Origin of the sequence: Pseudomonas sp. AN3A02 (assembly GCF_011765255.1) — a bacterium.
In the GTDB taxonomy this organism is placed as follows: Bacteria; Pseudomonadota; Gammaproteobacteria; order Pseudomonadales; family Pseudomonadaceae; genus Aquipseudomonas.
In genome coordinates this window covers 894,882-916,785 of the sequence record NZ_JAARNI010000001.1, presented here as the reverse complement: position 1 = coordinate 916,785, position 21,904 = coordinate 894,882, and the positions used below count along the sequence as shown (strand labels likewise).

General features: G+C 59.5%; 18 protein-coding genes. 14 read left to right on the top strand and 4 right to left on the bottom strand.

The annotated features are described in order from the left end of the window. The first annotated feature begins 27 nt into the window (after positions 1-27). Together HBJ59_RS04320 and dacB are read left to right on the top strand one after the other, a co-directional pair. Positions 28-2,454 carry a TonB-dependent receptor gene (locus HBJ59_RS04320; protein ID WP_167662849.1) on the top strand — a complete coding sequence of 809 codons (2,427 nt, stop codon included), beginning with the start codon at positions 28-30 and terminating at the stop codon, positions 2,452-2,454. 101 nt (positions 2,455-2,555) lie between these two features. Further along, positions 2,556-4,016: a D-alanyl-D-alanine carboxypeptidase/D-alanyl-D-alanine-endopeptidase gene (dacB, locus tag HBJ59_RS04315; protein WP_167662848.1), complete on the top strand. Its 1,461-nt coding sequence runs from the start codon at positions 2,556-2,558 to the stop codon at positions 4,014-4,016. Positions 4,017-4,151: 135 nt separating this feature from the next. Here the strand turns inward: dacB and HBJ59_RS04310 are convergent, their stop codons facing one another. Next, complete coding sequence (locus HBJ59_RS04310; protein ID WP_167662847.1) at positions 4,152-5,027, bottom strand: helix-turn-helix domain-containing protein; 876 nt, start codon at positions 5,025-5,027, stop codon at positions 4,152-4,154. A 137-nt stretch (positions 5,028-5,164) separates the two neighbouring features. On the opposite strand from HBJ59_RS04310, the gene HBJ59_RS04305 reads away from it, so the two are divergent. After that, positions 5,165-6,076, top strand: a complete 912-nt coding sequence (locus tag HBJ59_RS04305) for a DMT family transporter (protein ID WP_167662846.1) — start codon at positions 5,165-5,167, stop codon at positions 6,074-6,076. 139 nt (positions 6,077-6,215) lie between these two features. Here the strand turns inward: HBJ59_RS04305 and norR are convergent, their stop codons facing one another. Then, positions 6,216-7,760 carry a nitric oxide reductase transcriptional regulator NorR gene (norR, locus tag HBJ59_RS04300; RefSeq protein ID WP_167662845.1) on the bottom strand — a complete coding sequence of 515 codons (1,545 nt, stop codon included), beginning with the start codon at positions 7,758-7,760 and terminating at the stop codon, positions 6,216-6,218. Between the two features lie 147 nt (positions 7,761-7,907). Here norR and hmpA point away from each other — a divergent pair, with 147 nt between their 5' ends. From hmpA to queC, 8 genes are all read left to right on the top strand, one after another. Further along, positions 7,908-9,089 carry an NO-inducible flavohemoprotein gene (gene hmpA / locus HBJ59_RS04295; RefSeq protein WP_167662844.1) on the top strand — a complete coding sequence of 394 codons (1,182 nt, stop codon included), beginning with the start codon at positions 7,908-7,910 and terminating at the stop codon, positions 9,087-9,089. Between the two features lie 236 nt (positions 9,090-9,325). Then, positions 9,326-9,832 carry a disulfide bond formation protein B gene (locus HBJ59_RS04290; protein ID WP_076015661.1) on the top strand — a complete coding sequence of 169 codons (507 nt, stop codon included), beginning with the start codon at positions 9,326-9,328 and terminating at the stop codon, positions 9,830-9,832. Between the two features lie 801 nt (positions 9,833-10,633). After that, on the top strand, positions 10,634-11,575 hold the full coding sequence (cyoA, locus tag HBJ59_RS04280; protein WP_076015660.1) for a ubiquinol oxidase subunit II: 942 nt from the start codon (positions 10,634-10,636) through the stop codon (positions 11,573-11,575). A gap of 3 nt (positions 11,576-11,578) precedes the next feature. Next, positions 11,579-13,597 carry a cytochrome o ubiquinol oxidase subunit I gene (gene cyoB, locus HBJ59_RS04275; protein ID WP_076015659.1) on the top strand — a complete coding sequence of 673 codons (2,019 nt, stop codon included), beginning with the start codon at positions 11,579-11,581 and terminating at the stop codon, positions 13,595-13,597. Positions 13,598-13,600: 3 nt separating this feature from the next. Continuing rightward, positions 13,601-14,227: a cytochrome o ubiquinol oxidase subunit III gene (locus tag HBJ59_RS04270; protein WP_008435616.1), complete on the top strand. Its 627-nt coding sequence runs from the start codon at positions 13,601-13,603 to the stop codon at positions 14,225-14,227. After that, positions 14,227-14,562, top strand: coding sequence for a cytochrome o ubiquinol oxidase subunit IV (gene cyoD, locus HBJ59_RS04265; protein ID WP_003216374.1), 336 nt, complete (start codon positions 14,227-14,229; stop codon positions 14,560-14,562). Before HBJ59_RS04270 ends, cyoD begins: the two co-directional genes overlap by 1 nt. Positions 14,563-14,573: 11 nt before the next feature. Beyond that, positions 14,574-15,461, top strand: coding sequence for a heme o synthase (cyoE, locus tag HBJ59_RS04260; RefSeq protein ID WP_017480052.1), 888 nt, complete (start codon positions 14,574-14,576; stop codon positions 15,459-15,461). Between the two features lie 191 nt (positions 15,462-15,652). Continuing rightward, positions 15,653-16,345 (top strand): 7-cyano-7-deazaguanine synthase QueC, encoded by a 693-nt coding sequence (queC, locus tag HBJ59_RS04255; protein WP_076015658.1) that lies wholly within the window; start codon positions 15,653-15,655, stop codon positions 16,343-16,345. A gap of 36 nt (positions 16,346-16,381) precedes the next feature. On the opposite strand, the gene HBJ59_RS04250 is transcribed toward queC, so the two are convergent. Both HBJ59_RS04250 and HBJ59_RS04245 read right to left on the bottom strand, forming a co-directional pair. After that, a complete protein-coding gene (locus tag HBJ59_RS04250; protein ID WP_076015657.1) occupies positions 16,382-17,278 on the bottom strand; it encodes a queuosine precursor transporter in 897 nt (298 codons plus the stop codon). Continuing rightward, complete coding sequence (locus tag HBJ59_RS04245) at positions 17,265-17,870, bottom strand: helix-turn-helix transcriptional regulator (RefSeq protein ID WP_178124241.1); 606 nt, start codon at positions 17,868-17,870, stop codon at positions 17,265-17,267. Before HBJ59_RS04245 ends, HBJ59_RS04250 begins: the two co-directional genes overlap by 14 nt. Before the next feature lie 278 nt (positions 17,871-18,148). Between HBJ59_RS04245 and glyA the strand changes: the two genes are divergently transcribed. The 3 genes from glyA (at position 18,149) to HBJ59_RS04230 (ending at position 21,901) form a co-directional block, all read left to right on the top strand. Continuing rightward, on the top strand, positions 18,149-19,504 hold the full coding sequence (gene glyA, locus HBJ59_RS04240) for a serine hydroxymethyltransferase (RefSeq protein ID WP_167662843.1): 1,356 nt from the start codon (positions 18,149-18,151) through the stop codon (positions 19,502-19,504). Positions 19,505-19,760: 256 nt separating this feature from the next. Beyond that, a complete protein-coding gene (locus tag HBJ59_RS04235; RefSeq protein ID WP_178124240.1) occupies positions 19,761-20,297 on the top strand; it encodes a sugar dehydrogenase complex small subunit in 537 nt (178 codons plus the stop codon). Between the two features lie 14 nt (positions 20,298-20,311). Further along, entirely contained in the window at positions 20,312-21,901 is a 1,590-nt protein-coding gene (locus HBJ59_RS04230; RefSeq protein ID WP_167662841.1) for a GMC family oxidoreductase, read from the top strand. The last annotated feature ends 3 nt before the right edge of the window (positions 21,902-21,904 follow it).

Genomic DNA, 21,904 nt, shown 5'->3' with positions numbered 1-21,904 from the left:
GCGATTTTTACACACGGGTTCTCAAGCATGAAGTCCAGGGCAACGTCGGCGGGTTCGGTTAAACATTGGCTGGGAGCCTCGGTATTGGCGGTTTCGGGGCTGGCGCTGCTGCCCCTGGGCGTGGCGCAGGCGGCTGAGGCGCAGCAGCAGAGCACGTTGTTCAACTTTGCCCTGGCCGCCAAGCCGCTGCCCCAGGCCTTGAGCGACTTCACCCGGGTGACCGGCATCAGCGTGGTCTACACCGACGAAGCACCCTATGCGATCAAGGCCCCGGCGATCACCGGGCAGATGAGCGCGACTCAGGCCATGCAGCGCTTGCTGGGTAATTCCGGCTTCACCTTCCGCCAGATCGACGCCCGTACCCTGGCCCTGGAACCGTTGCCCACCGACGGCGCGCTGAACCTCGGCGCCACCACCATCAACGGTGCCGCCCAGGTTTCGGATACCACCAGCTATCAGCCGCCGCCCACCAGTTCGGTGATGCGTTCCCACGGCCTGCTGCTGGAAACCCCACAAACCGTCAACGTCGTGCCGGCCCAGGTGATTCGCGATCAACAGCCGCGCAACCTCGACGATGCCCTGGCTAACGTCAGCGGCATTACCCAGGCCAACACGTTGGGCAGCACCCAGGACGCGGTGATGTTGCGTGGTTTTGGTGACAACCGAAACGGTTCGATCATGCAGGACGGCATGCCGCTGGTGCAGGGCCGCGCGATGAACTCCACCGCCGAGCGCGTCGAAGTGCTCAAGGGCCCGTCGTCGTTGCTGTACGGCATCCAGGATCCGGGTGGCGTGGTCAACATCGTGAGCAAGAAACCCGAGCTGATTCAATCCACCTCGCTGACGGCGCGCGGCTCGACCTTTGGTGACGGCAAGAACGGCAGCGGCGGTAACCTCGACACCACGGGCCCGATCGGTGACAGCGGGTTGGCGTATCGCCTGATCGTTGACCATGAAGACGAAGATTACTGGCGCAACTACGGTACCCACCGCGAGAGCCTGATCGCCCCGTCGCTGGCTTGGTACGGCGAGAACACCAAGCTGTTGTTTGCCTACGAGCATCGCGAGTTTCTCTCGCCGTTTGACCGAGGGACAGCGATCGATCCCAAGACCAACCACCCGCTTAATATCCCGTCGACTCGCCGCCTGGACGAGCCCTTCAACAATATGGAAGGCCGCTCCGACCTGTACCGCTTCGAGGCCGACCACGACCTGAATGACGACTGGAAGGCCCACTTCGGCTACAGCTGGAACCGCGAGACCTACGACGCCAGCCAGGTGCGTGTGGTCAAGGTCAACACCAACGGCACCCTGACCCGCAGCATGGACGGCACCCAGGGCGCGCTGACCACGGACCGTTTCGCCACCGCCAGCCTTGAAGGCAAGGTAAACGTCGCCGGCATGCAGCACGACCTGACCTTTGGCCTGGACGACGAGTACCGCAAGATCTACCGGGCCGACCTGATCCGCCAGTCGCCCCGTGGCACCTTCAACTACAACGATCCGGTCTATGGCAATGAAGTGGCGGGCAGCAAAGTCAGCGCGCCGGACAGTAACCAGACCGACCTGCTGCGCAGCGATTCGCTGTTTATGCAGGATGCAATTCACCTCACCGACCAGTGGATCCTGGTGGGCGGCGCGCGTTATCAGATGTACGACCAATACGCCGGCAAAGGCGTCCCGTTCACCGCCAACACCGACGGCAATGGCCAGAAATGGGTACCACGGGTCGGCCTGGTGTACCGCTACACCGACGAGCTGTCGTTCTATGGCAGCTACACCGAGTCGTTCAAGCCTAACTCCACCATCGCGCCACTGGCTAACAAAAGCGTGTTGGATGGCAGCCTGGAGCCGGAGCAGTCGAAGTCCTGGGAACTGGGCACCAAACTCGATATGCCGGGACGCATTACAGCCAGCGCCGCTGTGTTCAACATCGAAAAACGCAACGTGCTGGTTCAGGTGGGTGACGGGCTGGCTGCGGTTTACAGCGTTGCCGGGAAGGTGCGCTCCCGCGGGCTGGAACTGGATGCCAGCGGTCAGCTGACGGACAACTGGAGCGTGATCGGCAGCTATGCCTACACCGATGCTGTCGTCACCGAAGACCCGACCTTGAAGGGCAACCGTCTGCAAAACGTTGCAAAGAACACCGGCTCGCTGTCGGCGGTGTATGACTTCGGTAGCATCTTGGGCGGTGACCAGCTGCGGGTCGGCGCCGGAGCAAGGTATGTCGGCGAGCGCTCGGGCGATGCGGCCAACAGTTTCGATTTGCCGGGCTATACCGTGGCCGATGCGTTTGCCACCTATGACACCAAAATCGAGGGGCAGAAGGTCAAGTTCCAGCTCAACGTGAAGAACCTGTTTGACCGTACCTATTACACCTCCGCCGTGAACACCCAGTTCGTGTCCATCGGCGATGCGCGGCAGGTGTCGGTGTCCAGCACCCTGACGTTCTAAATTCGGCTACACCGTAGGGTGCGGTAGCCGGCTACCTCGCCATACGGTTGTCGAGCTGCTAGCGTGGCCGCCATTAATGACTTTGCGGGAACTCGATACCGATGCAGTTGGGACGATGGATACACACCGGCGGACTGCTGCTGGGCTTGAGCGTGTTGCTGGGCGGTTGCGCCACGGCGCCGAAAAATTCCACCAGCGACACCCTCGACCAGTTGCTGGCCGACCCGGCGCTGCACGGTGCCAGCGTGTCGCTGATGGTGCGCGATGCCCGCAGCGGCAACACGCTCTATCAACACAACTCACGCACACGGCTGACTCCGGCTTCCAGCCTCAAGTTGCTGACCACCGCGGCGGCGATGGATGTGCTGGGGCCGCAGTATCGGTTTTCCACGCAACTGTTGAGCGACGGCACCCGCCAGGGCGCGGTGCTTAACGGCAATCTCTACCTGCGCGGCCTGGGCGACCCGACGATCCAGTGGGCGGATTACCAGGCGTTGGCGGCCAGCCTGGCGCAGCAGGGCATCCAGCAAGTGCAGGGCGACCTGGTGTTCGATGACACATTCTTCGACGCCGAGCGTCTGGGCACCGATTGGTCCCAGGACGATGAGAGCACCTACTACGGCGCGCAGATTTCGGCACTGACGGTGTCGCCCAATGACGACTTTGATGCGGGCTCCCTGCTGGTCACGGCCAAGGCGCCGGTTACGGCAGGGCGTCCGGTAACGGTGGATATCAGCCCGGCGACCGATTACGTGCAGATCGGCAACCGTGCCATCAGCGGCGCGGGCAACAGCTACGGGATCAATCGCCAGCATGGCACCAACCTGTTGCGCCTCAGTGGCGCATTGGCGCCGGGCAAGCAGAGTCGGCAATTGGTCAGCGTCTGGGAGCCGACGCAACTGGTGGCCAATCTGTTTGGGCAGGCATTGGCGCAGCAGGGAATTAGCGTGCAGGGGCGTCGGATGATCGGAGGTGTGACGCCGCCCACGGCGACAGTGCTCGCGATGCATGAGTCAGCTCCGTTGCAGGAATTGATCACGCCGCTGCTCAAGCTTTCCAACAACAACATGTCTGAAGCACTGCTCAAGACCATGGGCCGCAAGACGGTGAATGCCGGTACGGCACCTGCTGGTGTGGCGGCAGTAGCGGGGTTTTTGACGCGCCAGGGGATTGATACGAGTACGTTGAACCAGGTGGACGGTTCGGGGTTGTCCCGGCGCAATCTGGTGTCGTCGCAGAACCTGACGGACGTACTGCTGGCCGCCAGCAAACAGCCCTGGTTCAACGCCTGGTACAACGCATTGCCGGTTGCCGGTAATCCGGTCCGGATGGCGGGCGGGAGCCTGCGCTATCGCCTGCGGGGCACGGCGGCGGAAAACAACCTGCACGGCAAGACCGGCTCCATGAGCGGCGTGTCGTCGTTGACCGGTTATGTCACCGATGCCAAGGGACGCAAGTTGCTGTTTTCGATGGTGACCAACAATTACGTGGTCGCAGGTGCGCGGGTCAAGGCGCTGGAAAACCGTCTGGCCACGGCGCTGGCCAACAGCACGGACTATTGAGCACTGAAGATCAAATGTGGGAGCGGGCTTGCTCGCGAAAGCGGTAGATCAGTCAGTACATGTGTTGACTGTCACACCGCTTTCGCGAGCAAGCCCGCTCCCACATTGGTCCTGTGCAGTCAGGCTGATTGCATTTCAAGGCAGGAACGCTTGCCGGTATTCCCCGGGCGTCGCGCCCATCGCCTGGCGGAACCGGTTGGTAAAGTGGCTGGCACTGGAAAACCCGCATGCCAGCGCAATCTCTCCCAGGGGCAATGACCCGCCACGCAGCAACTCCCGGGCGCGGGCCAGGCGCCGCGCCAGTAGGTACTGGTGGGGCGGCAGGCCAAAACTCTCGCGAAACATTCGCGCAAAGTGGTACTCCGACAACGCGCACAAGCCCGCCAGTTGCCCCAGGCTGATCGGCTCGGCCAACTGCTGATCGATGTACTCCACCAATTGCCGACGCTGATGGGCGGCCAGCCCGCCTTTCAAGCGCAAACCCTCACGCATTCCCACCTGGCTGAGCAAGGTATGGCTGAGCATTTCATGGGCCAGGCTGCTGGTCAGCAGGCGCTCGCCGGGCTCTTTCCAGTTCAGGCTGATCAACTGGTGAAAGCGCCGGGCCTGCTGCGCGTCGTCGAGAAACGTGCTCTCACGCAACTGCAACTCGCGGGGTTCACGGTCCAGCAATGTCACGCAGCCCAGGGCGAATTGCTCCGGGCTGAAATACACATGGGCCAGGCGGATCTCGCCGTTGATCACCCACGCCGACTGATGATCGGCCGGCAGGATGCACAGCTTGTCCGGGCCGCCCTTGGTGCCGGGCTGGTCGCGGCGAAAGGTGCCGGTGCCGCCGCCGATGTAGCAGGACAGGGTGTGATGGTCGGGAGCTTCGTAATCCTGGGCGTCGTGATGGTTGCTCCACAAGGCTGCAGACAAGCCGTCACCGAGCTCGGCGCACAGCTCGAGGCGAGCGTTGGGCGAGCGGTTGAGGGATTGAAAGACTTGCAGGGTTTCCAGTGGCGGCATATTCGTACTCTCTGACAGCTTGCATCCTACGCCCAGCGGCGATTCCTGTGATCCCTGCAGCCGACAAAAGCGCAAGAATGTGCAAGAGGCTTGGTGCCGCCCGGGGCGAAACTGTGGCTCAACCTTCGGAGCCCGCCATGAACCTTTTCCTGTATTTACTCACCGTACTGATCTGGGGCACCACCTGGATTGCCCTCAAATGGCAACTGGGCGTGGTAGCGATTCCGGTGTCCATCGTCTATCGCTTTGGCCTGGCGGCGCTGGTGCTGTTCGTGATGCTGCTGCTCAGTCGCAAGCTGCAGGTGATGAACCGCCGTGGGCATTTGATCTGCCTGGCCCAGGGGCTGTGCCTGTTTTGCGTCAACTTCATGTGCTTCCTGACGGCCAGCCAGTGGATTCCCAGCGGCCTGGTGGCGGTGGTGTTCTCCACCGCGACGTTGTGGAACGCGCTGAACGCCCGGGTGTTTTTCGGCCAGAAGGTCGCACGCAATGTGTTGATGGGCGGCGGCCTCGGTTTGCTGGGCCTGGGGCTGTTGTTCTGGCCGGAGCTGGTGGGGCACACCGCCAGCCCGCAAACCTTGCTCGGCCTGGGTTTGGCACTGCTCGGCACCCTGTGTTTTTCGGCAGGCAACATGCTCTCGAGCCTGCAACAGAAGGCTGGGCTCAAGCCGCTGACCACCAATGCCTGGGGCATGGCCTATGGTGCGTCGATGCTGGCGATGTACTGCGCGGTGCAAGGCATTCCGTTCGACATGGAATGGAACAGCCGCTACGTCGGTTCGTTGCTGTACCTGGTGATCCCGGGTTCGGTGATTGGGTTTACCGCCTACCTGACCCTGGTCGGCCGCATGGGCCCGGAGCGTGCGGCGTATTGCACTGTGCTGTTCCCGGTGGTGGCGTTGAACGTCTCGGCGTTTGCCGAGGGCTATCAGTGGACAGCACCGGCGTTGGCGGGGTTGGTGCTGGTGATGCTGGGGAATGTGTTGGTGTTTCGCAAACCCAAGGCTGGCGCGCCAATCAATCCAATCTACAAGGCGAAGCAGGTCTAGTGTGGGAGCTGTCGAGCCCAAGCGAGGCTGCGATGCAGGCGCTGCGGTTTTGCAGGTGCACTGCGGTGATGCCATCGCAGCCTCGCTAAAGCTCGACAGCTCCCACAGTTGAGCTTTTATGTCTGAGAGTCTGCGTTTGTTATTTCAGGCCCAGGCGCTTGGCCATCCGTCCCAGGTTGGCCCGGTCCAGGCCCAGCTCGCGGGCGGCGCTGGCCCAGTTGTGCTGATGGCGTTCCAGACAGGCGCTGATGACCTGGCGCTGGTAGTTCTCGGTGGCCAGGCGCAGGTCGCCGGTGACGTCCGGCACGGGGTCGGGCTGCTCTTCGAGCGGTGGCACGGTGGCGTTCGGCAAGTCCAGGTCCGCCGCGCTAAGGCTGAGAATCTTTGGCCGTTCCCGGCAGTTGCCCAGCGCTTTCAAGGCGCTGCGGCCGATCAAGTGTTCCAGTTCGCGCACATTCCCCGGCCATGTATAAGCCAGCAGTGCCGCCTGGGCATCGCTGGTCAGGCGCAGGCTGCCCAGGCCCATGCGTGAACGGTTCTGTTCAAGGAAAAATCCCGCCAGCAACAGCACATCGCGACCGCGCTCGCGCAAGGCAGGGACTTGCAGCGGGTACACACTCAAGCGGTGATAGAAGTCGGCACGATAACGACCGCTGCGCACTTCTTCGGCCAAATCGCGGTTTGTTGCGGCGATCAGGCGCACATCCACCTGATGCTCCTTGTCAGACCCGAGGCGCTGCAACTGGCCGCTTTGCAGCACCCGCAGCAGCTTGGCCTGCACGGTGAGGGACAACTCACCCACCTCATCGAGAAACAGCGTGCCGCCATTCGCCAGCTCGAACTTGCCCCTGCGTTCGTTCAGCGCGCCGGTAAACGCCCCGCGTACATGCCCGAACAGCTCGCTTTCCACCAGGGTTTCCGGCAGGGCGGCGCAGTTGAGGCTGATCAGCGGTTTCTCGGCGCGGGATGAGGCGGCGTGGATCGCCTGGGCGACCAGCTCTTTGCCGACGCCGGTCTCGCCGGTGATCAACACCGTCAGGTCGCTGCCGCCTACCAGGTTGATTTCCTCCACCAGGCGTTTGTGGGTCTTGCTCTGGCCGATCATCTCCTTGTGCTGCTGGCCGCTGGCCTGGCGGTAGATTTCGGCCCGCTGGTGTTCGTCTTCGGCCCGCAGGGCCAGGCGTTCGATGCGTTCGGCAACATTCACCGTTGCGGCGGCGAGGCTGGCGAAGGCTTGCAGGGCGTCCAGTTCCACCCGTTCGAAACGCTCGGTGTCGAGGGCGTCGAGGGTCAGCAGGCCCCAGGGCTGGTCGTCGACGAACAGCGGGCAGCCCATGCAGTCGTGGACTTCCAGGTGCCCGTGCAGTCCATCCACCAGGCCGTCATAGGGGTCGGGCAGTTCGCTGTCGCTGTCAAAACGGGTCGGGCCGGGGCTGCTCAGCAGCACGGCAAAACGCGGGTGTTCGCTGACCTTGAAGCGCCGGCCGAGGGTGTCGGTGCTCAAGCCATCCACCGCCAGCGGCACCAGCCATTCGCCGTCGAGGCGCAGCAGGGCGGCCGCGTCGCAGGGCAGCAGGGCGCGCATGGCCTGGAGCAGGCGCCGATAGCGCTCGCCTTCGGGCAGTTCGCGGGACAGGTCGGCGACCAGGGGCAGCAGGGTGGTGAGCAGCGGCTTCGCAGTCATAATGACTCCTTGTAGTCATAGTGACTATAATGTGTAGGAGGTCATACTGACTACATTAAATTCAAATTACTGATTTATAAGGTTTTATTAGTTGGCATGAATACTGAGTAACAAAGGGTAATCAGTAAGAAGACTCAGGAGTCTGCCATGCTTAGTGCCCAAGACCGTGCCATCGTCAAATCCACCGTGCCCCTGCTGGAAAGTGGCGGCGAAGCCCTGATCACCCATTTCTACCGGATGATGCTGTCCGAGTACCCGGAAGTTCGCCCGCTGTTCAACCAGGCCCACCAGGCCAGTGGCGACCAGCCTCGGGCCCTGGCCAATGGCGTGCTGATGTATGCCCGGCATATCGACCAGCTGGATCAGTTGGGCGACCTGGTGGCGAAGATCATCAACAAGCACGTGGCTTTGCAGATCTTGCCGGAGCATTACCCGATTGTCGGTACCTGCCTGCTGCGGGCAATTTCTGAAGTGCTGGGCAGCGAAATCGCCACGCCTGAAGTGATGAGCGCCTGGGGCGCTGCCTATGGCCAACTGGCCGACATCCTGATCGGTGCCGAAGCGGCTATCTATAAAGAGAAGGAAGAAGCGCCAGGCGGCTGGCGTGGTGCGCGGCCTTTCACCTTGGTCATGCGGGTGGAGGAAAGCGCGGAAATCATCTCGTTCTACTTCGCGCCTGTGGATAAAGGCCCGATCCTGGCCGCCGAGCCTGGGCAATACATTGGCATGAAGCTGGTGCTGGAGGGCGAGGAAGTACGCCGCAACTATTCCCTGTCGGCGCGTGGCGACTCTGGCCAGTACCGCATCAGCGTCAAGCGCGAGGCCGGTGGCCGGGTGTCGAACTACCTGCATGACCAGTTCCAGGTCGGCGCGACCATCGATCTGTTTCCGCCATCGGGGGAGTTCACGTTGGCGGCCAGCGAAAAGCCATTGGTGTTGATCAGTGGTGGCGTAGGTATCACTCCAACCCTGCCGATGCTCGAAGCGGCCCTGGCCACCGAGCGTCCGATTCACTTTATCCACTGCGCGCGTAATGGTGGCGTGCATGCGTTCCGTGAGTGGGTGGATGGCTTGGCGGCGCAGCACCCGCAGCTCAAGCGCTTTTATTGCTACGCCGAAGATGATGGCGTGAGCCCGGCGGCAGACAAGGTCGGGATGCTGAGCCAGGAGCAACTGGCGGCGTGGTTGCCGCAAGAGCGTGATGTGGATGCGTACTTCCTGGGGCCTAAAGGCTTCATGGCGGCGATCAAGCGTCACTTGAAGGCTTTGGGTGTGCCGGAGCAGCAGAGCCGGTATGAGTTCTTTGGGCCGGCGTCGGCTCTGGAATAACCCACCCTCCCTGTAGGAGCGAGCTTGCTCGCGAAGAACGCAAGGGCATCGCGTATATCCAGAATGTACGCGTTATCGTTGACGTTTTTCGCGAGCAAGCTCGCTCCTACAGGGGGCATTAATCCCCTGTTAACCCTCCTTGTTTAAACCTCCTCACGCCAACTGCTCAACTTTCACCGTCCGCGTGTAAACTTGCGGCCATTGGCACAAACAACATTGGCTAAAGGGAAACGGGGATGATCGACGAATTGCGTTTGGGCAGGGAGCGACGCTTTCTGGTACTGCTGGGCATTATCTGCCTCGCGCTGATCGGCGGGGCGCTGTATATGCAGGTGGTGTTGGGCGAGGCGCCGTGCCCGCTGTGCATCCTGCAACGTTATGCCTTGCTGCTGATCGCGATCTTCGCCTTCATCGGTGCCGCCATGCGCACCACCCGCAGCGTCACGCTGTTTGAAGCACTGGTGACACTCAGCGCCCTCGGGGGTGTCGCCGCCGCCGGCTATCACGTGTACATCCAGTTCTTTCCGAAGGTCAGCTGCGGCATCGATGTGCTGCAACCGATTGTCGATGGCTTGCCGCTGGCTTCAGTGTTCCCCCTGGGTTTCCAGGTCGACGGTTTCTGCGAGACGCCTTACCCGCCAATCCTCGGCCTGTCCCTGGCGCAGTGGGCGCTGGTGGCCTTTGTGCTGACGGTGATCCTGGTGCCACTGGGCATTTACCGGAATCGCCAGAACAAAGCCTGAGCCGTAAACAATCAAACGCCCGGGCCTTCCTAATAAAGAAGGCCGGGGCGTTTTTGTTTGTAGGCATTTTGTGAAGGGACCGTGACGCGGGGCAAGTTTGGGTGCGCGCAGCGTGCGACATGTTGTCACACGGAGGCTGTCGCAGGACGTTTCTCACGCCAGTAAACGCGGCATAAATTTGCACAAGGCGGCGTTTTGTGGCTGTCAGTTCGTCGTTTGGCCGGCGCCGCGAGCAGCGTGAGGTACGCGACATTGCCTGATGTCCGAATGCCTTGTTTTTAGGGGACTTGGATCAGTTTTCGATGCCCTTACAGCCTGTAGGGAATGTGGCAAAACGCCCAATAACACGGCAATTTTTGTGGTTTTTGTCGAGAATCAAACGCGATACGATCGCGGACCTTTGCAATAATGGTGAAGGATTATTGCTGGAAACGATAAAAATTATTTCTGGATAAGACATGGTTTATACATCGCTAGCTAACTACAATCGCCCGCACTGAATGTCCGGTGCTGCTCACCCCTGAGCAAACTAGGGCGGTCGAGAAGCGGATGTAACGTTTCATGCGACCCCAGGTGCCGGCAGCCTTTCAACTATCCGCACCAAATGGAATTGGTCTGTAACAAGGCCTTTGACCAACGAATTCGAATAAGAACTCACCGCTAGCCCGGGACGTGTCGATTCGCGCAAGGTGCGACGGGCAGGCCCTTATTCAATCGAAGAGAAATGCCAACCCTTGGCAGGGTGAAGTGTTGGCGATCAAAACCCAACTGCATTGCGCAAGCTGCTTTAGAGGTCGTGAGATGAGTAAAAACAGGTACCCCCGATTACTAGGCTTTTTGCCGCTGCTCGGCATGATGTTAATGCTGGGAGGCTGCAAGTGGACCTTGCTCGACCCTAAAGGTCAGGTCGGTCTGGATCAACGCAACCTGATCATCACCGCCACCCTGCTGATGCTGTTGGTCGTGGTGCCCGTGATCATCATGACGTTCGCTTTCGCCTGGAAATACCGCGCGTCGAACACCAGCGCGACCTACGCGCCGAAGTGGTCGCACTCCACCAAGATCGAAATCGCGGTGTGGCTGGTTCCGATCCTCATCATCATCGCCCTGGGTTACATCACCTATAAGTCGACCCATGAGCTGGACCCTTACCGTCCGCTGGACTCCGACGTCAAGCCGATCAACATCGAAGTGGTCGCGCTGGACTGGAAGTGGCTGTTCATCTACCCGGACCTGGGTATCGCCACTGTGAACCAGATCCGGTTCCCGGAGAACACCCCGCTTAACTTCCGGATCACCTCCGACGCCGTGATGAACTCGTTCTTCATCCCTGCACTGGGTGGCCAGATCTACGCGATGGCAGGCATGCAGACTCGCCTGCACCTGATCGCGAACGAGAAAGCTGAAATGGAAGGCATCTCCGCTAACTACAGCGGTGCTGGCTTCACCGGCATGAAATTCAAAGCGATCTCGACGAGCCAGGAAGATTTCAACGCCTGGGTAGCCGAAGTCAAGGCCGCACCTAAACAGCTTGATCAAGCTGAATACGATGCCCTTGCCAAACCAAGCCAGAACAACCCAGTCGCCCTGTACTCCACGTACGAGCCGGACCTGTTTCAGAAAATCGTCGACAAGTACGAAGGTATGAAGCCAGGCAAGCCGGTCAAGCACGAGAAGAAAGAAGTGGCCGCGGTTGAAGGTTCTGACACGGGCTCGCATTCAACTGCTGGGGCAGAGGAGTAAACGATGTTTGGTAAATTAAGTTGGGATGCGGTCCCGTTCCACGAGCCGATCGTGATGGTGACCATCGCCATGATCGCGCTGGGTGGTCTGGCACTGTTTGCAGGTATCACTTACTTCAAGAAGTGGACCTACCTTTGGACCGAGTGGCTGACTTCGGTCGACCACAAGAAAATCGGTGTCATGTACGTCATCGTTGCCATGGTCATGCTGCTGCGTGGTTTTGCCGACGCCATCATGATGCGTACCCAGTTGGCCATGGCCACCGAGGGTTCGCCTGGCTACCTGCCCCCTGAACACTATGACCAGATCTTCACCGCTCACGGTGTGATCATGATCATCTTCATGGCGATGCCTTTCTTCACCGGCCTGATGAACCTTGCCTTGCCGCTGCAGATCGGTGCGCGTGACGTTGCGTTCCCGTTCCTGAACTCCCTGAGCTTCTGGCTGCTGGTGTCCGGCGTAGTGCTGATCAACCTGTCCCTGGGCGTCGGCGAATTCGCCAAGACCGGTTGGGTTGCGTATCCGCCGTTGTCGGGCCTGGCCTACAGTCCGGGCGTGGGTGTGGATTACTACATCTGGGCGCTACAGTTATCAGGACTCGGGACGACACTGACGGGGGTCAACTTCCTGGCCACCGTCTTGAAAATGCGCGCCCCTGGCATGAAGCTGATGGACATGCCGATCTTCACCTGGACCTGCACCTGGGCCAACGTACTGATCGTTGCATCGTTCCCGATCCTGGCTGCAACCATGGCGTTGCTGTCGCTTGACCGTTACCTGGATTTCCACATTTTCACCAATGAACTTGGTGGCAATCCAATGATGTACGTGAACCTGTTCTGGGCATGGGGTCACCCTGAGGTGTACATCCTGATCCTGCCAGCGTTCGGTATCTTCTCTGAAGTGATCTCGACCTTCTCGGGCAAGCGCCTGTTCGGTCACCACTCGATGATCTACGCCTCGGGCGCGATCTCGGTACTGGGCTTCATGGTTTGGCTGCACCACTTCTTCACCATGGGTTCGGGGGCCAGCGTCAACGCGTTCTTCGGACTGGCGACGATGCTGATTTCTATCCCGACGGGGGTGAAGCTATTTAACTGGCTATTCACCATCTATCACGGTCGTCTGCGTATCACCAGCCAAGTCCTGTGGACCCTGGGCTTCATGGTGACCTTCGCGATCGGCGGCATGACCGGCGTACTGCTGGCCATCCCGGGTGCTGACTTCGTACTGCACAACAGCCTGTTCGTAATTGCTCACTTCCATAACGTGATCATCGGCGGCGCAGTATTCGGCTACATCGCAGGTTTCAGCTTCTACTTCCCGAAAGCGTTCGGCTTCAAGCTGCACGAAGGCTGGGGCAAGGCTGCATTCTGGTTCTGGATCTCGGGCTTCTTCGTCGCATTCATGCCGCTCTATGCACTGGGCTTCATGGGCATGACCCGTCGTCTGAACGCCACCACCAACCCTGAGTGGGTACCGTACCTGTACGTTGCCATGTTCGGTGCGGTGATGATCGCTGTCGGTATCGCCTGCCAGTTGATTCAGTTGTATGTCAGCGTGCGTGATCGCAAGCAGAACATGTGCGAATCCGGCGACCCATGGAATGCTCACACCCTGGAATGGTCGACCTCGTCGCCACCGCCGTTCTACAACTTTGCCGTACTGCCGAAGGCCGACAGCATCGATCCGTTCACTGAAGCCAAGGAAGACGGTACTGCGTACCAGAAGCCAACGCATTACGAGCCGATCCACATGCCTAACAACACCGCTACCGGCGTTGTGATGGGCGCGCTGTTGACCGTGTTCGGTTTCGCGATGATCTGGCACATCTGGTGGCTGGCCATCGTCAGCCTGGTGGGCACCATCGGCTACTTCATCGTTCACGCTGCCCGTGATGACCAAGGCTACATGGTGCCGGTCGACGTGATCGAACGCATCGAAGCCGAGCAACACGCTCGCCTGGTTGCCGAGAAGAAGATCCCGGCCAACCGTGTTGAAACCTCGTTGGAACAGGCTTAAACCATGTCGAACTTAGTGACCAATGCTGGACACGCCCATGTCGATGACCATGGGCACGATGACCATCACCACGACTCGGGGCCAATGACCGTCTTCGGTTTCTGGCTCTACCTGATGACCGACTGCATCTTGTTTGCGTCGATCTTCGCGGTGTACGCGGTACTGGTAAACAACGTAGCGGGTGGCCCGTCGGGCCACGACATCTTCGAACTGCCCTACGTGCTCGGCGAAACCGCCTTGCTGTTGTTCAGCTCGATCACCTACGGCTTCGCCATGCTGGCCTTCTACAAGGGCAGCAAGAAAGGCGTCCTGAGCTGGTTGGCACTGACCTTCCTGTTCGGCCTGGGCTTCATCGGCATGGAGGTCAACGAGTTCCACCTGCTGATCTCCGAAGGTTACGGCCCGCACCGTAGCGGCTTCCTGTCGGCGTTCTTCACGCTGGTAGGGACCCACGGCCTGCACGTGACTGCCGGTCTGATCTGGATGGCGACCATGATGTATCAGGTCAACAAGCATGGCCTGACCAACACCAACAAGACTCGCCTGAGCTGCCTGAGCCTGTTCTGGCACTTCCTGGACGTGGTCTGGATCTGCGTCTTCACCGTTGTCTACCTGATGGGGACTCTGTAATGGCTAATGCACATTCCCATGACAGCCACGATGACAGCCACGGCAGCGTCAAGTCGTACGCCATCGGCTTCATCCTGTCGGTCATCCTGACGCTGATCCCGTTCGGCCTGGTGATGTACCCGACCTTGCCGAAGTCGATCACCTTGATGATTGTCCTGGCGTTCGCGGTGATTCAGGTTCTGGTTCACCTGGTGTACTTCCTGCACCTGGACCGCTCGAAGGCTCAGCGCGATAACGTGATTGCGTTCGTGTTTGCAGGCTTGGTGATCCTCCTGCTGGTTGGCCTGTCGGTATGGATCATGTTCAGCATCCATACGTTCATGATGGCGAAGTGAGGTAAGACCCGATGTCGCTTAAGCACTTTATCCAAATCACCAAACCGGGGATCATTTTCGGTAACGTGCTTTCTGTGGCAGGCGGTTTCTTCCTGGCCTCCAAGGGGCATGTCGATCTGGCCATTTTCCTGGCAGCGATGATCGGCACGTCCCTGGTGGTAGCTTCCGGTTGTGTATTCAACAACTGCATCGACCGCGATATCGACATCAAGATGGAACGCACCAAGAATCGTGTGCTGGTCCAGGGCCTTATCTCCCTGAAGCTGGCACTGATCTTCGCGACCGTTTTGGGTATCGCCGGCGTGGTGTTGTTGTACAAGGTGGCCAACCCGCTGGCGGCGCTGTTTGCCGTTATCGGTTTTGTCATCTACGTTGGCTTCTACAGCCTGTACCTCAAGCGCAAGTCGGTTCACGGCACGCTGGTGGGCAGTCTGTCGGGGGCGATGCCGCCGGTGATTGGTTATGTGGCTGTGACCAATAGCTTCGACATGGCCGCGCTGGTGCTACTGGTGATGTTCAGCCTGTGGCAGATGCCGCACTCCTATGCCATCGCGATCTTCCGCTTCAATGACTACCTGGCTGCCTCGATTCCGGTTCTGCCGGTCAAGCGTGGCATCAAGGTCGCCAAGAAACACATCCTGCTCTACATCCTGGCCTTCCTCGTGGCGACCTTGATGTTGACCTTCAGTGGCTACGCCGGCATGAGCTACCTCGCCGTTGCCGCCGCCATGGGCATGTACTGGTTGTACATGGCCTGGACCGGCTACAAGGCGGTGGATGACACCGTCTGGGCACGCAAGCTGTTCGTCTTCTCGATCTTCACCATCACCGCCTTGAGCGTGATGATGTCCCTGGATTTCCAGGTGCCGAAAGAGTTGCTGCTGACGTACGCCCACTGAGTGGATGAAGTAGAAAAAGCCCCGCCTTCGTGAGAAGCGCGGGGCTTTTTTGTAGGCGCGAGCTTGCTCGCGAAAAACCAGAAGGCGCCGCGTTAAACCAGATACGCTGCGTTATCATTGACGTTTTTCGCGAGCAAGAACTAGGCGTCCCCCTTGCTCCTACACATGTGATAAATGCAGGAAGCAGAATGATGAAGAAAAAAGCCGTTATCGTATTCAGTGGTGGGCAGGACTCGACAACCTGCCTGATCCAGGCACTGCCGCTGTATGACGAGGTGCACTGCATTACCTTCGATTATGGCCAGCGGCATGTGGCGGAAATCGAAGTCGCACAGAAGCTCGCAAAACAGCTGGGTGCCACCGTTCACAAGGTGATGGATGTCTCGTTGTTGAACGAGCTGGCCATCAGCAGCCTGACCCGCGACAACATCCCGGTACCTACGGTGAACAGCTCAGGCGAGAGTTTGCCGAGCACCTTCGTGCCGGGCAGGAACATTCTGTTCTTAACCTTGGCGGCGATCTACGCCTATCAGGTCAAGGCGGAAACCGTGATCACCGGCGTGTGTGAAACCGACTTCTCCGGCTATCCCGATTGCCGTGACGAGTTCGTCAAGGCACTGAATAAAGCGTTGCAGCTGGGCATGGAATACGACGTGCGCCTGGAAACCCCGCTGATGTGGCTGAACAAGGCCGAGACCTGGGCCCTGGCGGACCATCACAACCAGCTGGACTTGATCCGCAACCAGACCCTGACCTGCTACAACGGCATTATCGGCACGGGCTGTGGCAACTGCGACGCGTGCAACCTTCGCGCACGTGGTCTGAACGACTACCTGGAGAACAAGGCAGCCGTCATGCAGAGCCTGAAAAGCAAACTGGCGTGATGCTGATCGTTCCCACGCAGAGCGTGGGAACGATCATCAGCTGGCGTGTGGTTGGGTCTGGGTATCGCCCGTGATGTAGCGCTTGAACAGCGAGCGGGCGCCATAGGCCGGCAGGATGTTGATGAAGGCAAAGCAGACCTTGATCGCGATCTGCACGTAGATCATGTTCAGGATGTCGCTGGTCTGCATGGCGCCGTAGAACGCGATGAAGCAGAACAGGAAACTGTCGATAATCACCGCGAAGAACGTACTCAGGAAAATGCGCAGGAACAGGTACTTGGAGTTGGTCAGCTCTTTGATCTTGCACAGCAAGTACGAGTTGATGTTCTCCGACACCAGAAACGAAACCGAGGAGGCGATCAGCACCGACGACACCTGGATGATCACGTCGTTATACGGCCCATCGAGTTTCCAGCCTGGCAAGCCGGGGAGGAAGGTCGAGCCGTAGAGCAGGATGATGATCATCGCGTTACTGGCAAACGCAAACAGGATGGCCCTTCTCGCCAGCCGGAGGCCGAATTGTTCGTTGAGCAAGTCCACGATCAGAAACGTCAGCGGGTAGAGAAACGTGCCGGGTGTGACGATGATGCCCAGCGATTCCAGGTAAATAGGTTTGGTCGCTGCAATGCTGGTGAAGATATAGAACGTAAAGAGCAGCAGGTTCAGGATGATATAAATCATCCATGAGTTCTCGTTGCGGTCGTTGATGTCGTACGCGGTGAGCGCTCCGCCTTGCGAATAGAACTTCTTGTACATGTTCTTGACTTCCATTTTATTTAAATTGTCCATGATTTCGCTGTTCAGCACTTCGCTCAGCTTTATCCGAATGATCTTGCCCGTGGCGATCACCATGATCACCGCCAGGCTCTTGTCATTCTCAAAACCCAGTAATTTATATTTACTGTTCTCGACTTCGTTCTCATACGTTGTCATTGAAGCGCTCCTCGATGATATCTCCCACCACACAGATACGATCCGAGCTGATACACGCTTCATCCGTGATAAATAGTTTTTTGCTGACTCTGTCGAAGACCAACTTTTCCTTGTCGTCGCTCGACGTGCCTTTCTGCACGATCAACAAATCCCCCGGCTCGTTGACGCCGGCAATTTCATGCTCCAGCAGCACAGCGATCAAGTTATAGGAAGTGCCGAAGTAGTAAGTCAGCGGGTACAGCGTGGCCAGTTCGCCGATGCGCTTGTCCATGCTTGCCATGACCTGGCTTTGCTTGATGATCGGCACGGCGGCGGGGTTCATATTTCCCTGGGGGGAAATACTGCTGTCGATGATCTCTTTTTCTTCAAAGTCGAGGGTCTCGATTTCTTCATAGGACACGCCAAAGAAATCCGAGATCTTGCGGATGGTGGACTGCTGAACGTTGACGACCTTGCCTTCCAGAATGTTGTAGATCGTGGTTCTGGTCAGGCCGGCCGAGTTGCACAACGACAGCTGCGTTTCTCCGCGGCTTTTGATCAGGTATTTGATATTGCTCTTCAAATACTCGGTGCGTTCTTTTCTGTGAATCAAATGCCCACCACTTCCTTATGTTTTACACAGAGCGTCCATGTTGCGCTGGGTCGCGTGCTTCGCCGCGGCGCGAAGTGTTGCATGCGCCCGCTACAAGAATAAAGACCGTCATCAGTTTTTTGGCGATTGGCCATCACCCAGCCAGGAAATACCGCCTCTTGTCCCCCTGCGTGCAGCCAAAAAGAATCATTTAATTTGGAAAATGTTCATTTTTCTGCTTAATTGCCCTGCGCTGAATGGAAAGGCGAAGTCGATTTTCAGGGAAGGAACCCAAGACTATGACAGTCAACACGCAACCACTTACCCACCAGGCCGGCCTGCTGCAACGAGGGCTGGCGGATCTACGTGCAGAGGACGCGGAGCTGGCGGGGCTGCTGGATGCGGAAGTCATGCGCCAACACCAAACCTTGTCATTGGCCGCTTCGTCCTGTGCAGTGAAACCGCACATCCTGGCGGCGTCCGCCTCACTGCTGGTCAATGTGACCGCCGAGGGCGCCCTTGGCTGGCGCCATCACGCCGGGTGCGAGAACGCCGACCGGGTCGAAGCCCTGGCTGTCCGCCGAGCGTGTGAGCTGTTCGGTGCGCACTACGCCGGCGTGCAATCACACTCGGGGTCGACTGCGATCTACCAGGTGCTGGCGGCCTTGCTGGAGCCGGGAGACACGGTGCTCGGCATGGCCACCGATCACGGCGGGCACCTGAGCCATGGCAGCCCTGTCGCGTTCACCGGGGCGTACTACAAGGCGCTCAGATACGGCACCACCTCCAAAGGCGTTATCGACTACGAACAGGTGCGCACACTGGCGCTGGCCCATCGCCCGCGCGTGATCATCTGCGGGGCGACGGCTTACTCGCACGTCATCGATTTCGAGCGGTTCCGCGGGATTGCGGACGAAGCCGGGGCGATCCTGCTGGCGGACATTTCGAGCATCGCCGGCCTGGTCGCTACCGGGCGTCATCCGAGCCCGATCGACGCGGCTCATGTCACCACGCTGTGCACCCACCAGCAGCTTGGCGGCCCTCGCGGCGGTCTGATTCTTTCCGGTCGCGACGCTGAAACCAAGGTCCCCGGCCTTAAAGCCACCTTCAGTCGTCTCCTCGACCAAGCCGTATTTCCACGAATGCAGGGCGCACCGGCCTTCAACATGATCGCGGCAAAGGCGGCGGCGTTCGGCTACGCCATGTCAGCGGATTTCGACGCCTGGATGGCGCGGGTGCGCACGACTGCCGACGAACTGGCCAATGCGTTTCAGGCCTGCGACTACGAGGTGGTAGGCGGACGCAGTGAAAACCACTCGGTGCTGATCCGCTTGCGTGGTGGCATCACCGGTTCCATCGCCCAGGCGGCCCTGGAGCAGTGCGGCATCATCGTGGATAAACATCGCGCACCGGGGGAGACGCGACCGTCATTCGTCGCCGGCGGGTTGTGTATCGGCACCGGCTCAATGGCGCAACGCAACATAGACGCTCCCGGATGCCGTCAGGTCGTCGAGTTGGTGTGCCGGGTACTCGATGCCGTCACGCCCCTCAACGAGCACAAGTTCACCCTTGATCCCAATGCTCAGGAATCCCTGCGTTTGCAGGCCCAAACCTTGTGCGCGAAGTATCCTCTCGCGGATTACCTGCACAACTGAGCGAATATCCGAGGGGATGTTTCATATTATTGCGGGATAAATTGCTGTACGGTGTTTAAGCGGCTGTTATAGACGGTCGCGTTATTGCTCATATCCATAATTAACAAGCTGCATGACAGCTTGGCGTTCTCCTGGCAGTTATAAAAAGGGCTCTTAAAGTCCGTTCAACCTCCGTGAACGAAGTACCCAGCCTTTTGCAGTGAAGTCGAACTTGGCCTCTGCGCCGATAGTTGTTCGACTCATGAGGAGATACCCCGTGATAACCCGAAGAAAACTCCTGTATTCAGGCGCAGCCTTGACCGGTGCCGGCCTGTTTGCCCCGCTGTGGGCCGGTGTTGCGTTAGCGCAGGAAGTCAGCAGTGCCGCCAGCGACGACATCGAATCCTTCCGCCAATTGTCGATGTTCCTCCTCGAACGCCCGAGCCTGGATGCCGCCTTGTCCTTGCGCATCCTGGCCCAGTGCACCCAGAACGACCCCGAGTTCCCCCAGAAGATGAAAGCCTTGTGGGGGAAGGTTGGCCAGCATCACCTGCGCAGCGTCGGCCAGTTGTCCGGCAGCCCGTTCTACCGCGACCCGGTGATCAAGGATACGACGCAGAAAATCGTTTCGGCCTGGTACCTGGGCTACACCGGCACGCCGGTGTCCCTGCGCGCCACCGACGGCACGCGGCTGGTGACCTTCACCGGCGCGCTGGCCTACCAGCCGACCGCGGACGCCACGGTGATCCCGACGTACTCCCGGGGAAAAACCAATTACTGGGTTAACCCCCCGGCAACGCTGGCCAACGACTAAGACAAGGCACTTATATGAATCAGGATTTTGACGCCGATGTCATTGTGGTTGGCTCCGGCGCATTAGGCAGTAACGCAGCATTTGAATTGGCCAAACTCGGCAAGTCGGTGATTATTCTGGAAGCGGGTGAACATATTCCCCGCTGGAAGATAGTCGAGAACTTCCGTAATTCGTCGAACAAGGGCAATTACAACTCACCGTATCCGAATGAGCCGTGGGCCCATCATTCTTATGATGAGCAATACATCGAGAACACCGGTTCTTTCGAGTTTCGCCCCGGCATGTTGAAACTGGTGGGCGGCACTACCTGGCACTGGGCGGCGGCGTGCTGGCGTTACTTGCCCAACGATATGAAGCTCAAGACGCTCTACGGCGTAGGTCGCGACTGGCCGCTGGAATACAGCGAGCTGGAACCCTATTACGTACGTGCGGAAATTGCCCTGGGCGTGTGCGGCAGTGACACTCAGGACCAGAGCGGGCAGGGCGGCGGCGCTTTCCCGCCGCGCTCAAGCCCCTATCCGATGGCGCCTGAAGGCGATACCTACCTGTTCCAGCGCCTGCGTGAACGCATGGCCCCGGCCGGTTATCACTTTATCCATGAGCCCAACGGCCGTGCCACCGAACCCTACGACGGGCGCCCGGCGTGCAGCGGCAACAACAACTGCATGCCGGTCTGCCCCATCGGTGCGATGTACAGCGGCGACGTGCACGCCCGCCATGCGGAACAGGCCGGCGCCAAGCTGATCACCGACGCCACCGCCTACAAGCTGGAAAAAGGCGCGGACGACAAGATCGTCGCCATCCATTACCGCAGCTCCACCGGCGCCGATGTGCGGCTCACCGCCAAGTACTTCATCGTTGCCGCCCACGGTCTGGAAACCCCCAAGCTGCTGCTGATTTCCGAGGTCGCCAACTCCTCCGACCAGGTCGGTCGCAACCTGATGGACCACACTGGCCAAGGCCTGCAATTTATCGCCGACGAGCCGTTGTGGCCGGGACGCGGGGCAGTGCAGCAGGGCGGGATATTCAATCGGCGCGACGGTGAGTTCCGCAAGGAACGGGCGTCGGTCAAACACTCGATTTCCAACAACGTACCGAACATTGCCGTGGCCAAGCGCCTGATCGCCCAAGGCGTGTACGGCAAGGAACTGGACGAGCGCATCCGCCATGACGCGGCGCGCTGGGTTGATGTCTCCACCGTCTACGAAACCCTGCCGCTTTCGACCAACACCGTGCGCCCGAGTCGCACCCGCAAGGACGCCCTGGGCATTCCGATGCTGGTGGTCAACTACGAGGTGGGCGATTACGTGAAGGCGGCCAAGGCCGGTGTCACCGAAGACTATGCGCACTTTGTGCAGCTGATGGGTGGCACGGTGGTGGAAGACAACACCGGCTACCAGAACCGCGACCACCTGATGGGCACCGTGATCATGGGCGCCAACCCCAAGGACTCGGTGGTCAACCACGAGTGCCGCACCCACGACCACGCCAACCTGTTCCTCGCCACCACCGGGGTGATCCCGGCTTCCGGCACCATCAACCCGACCCTGGCCGGCGTGGCGCTGAGTATCCGTATGGCCGACATCATTGCGCGGGAGGTCTAGGTC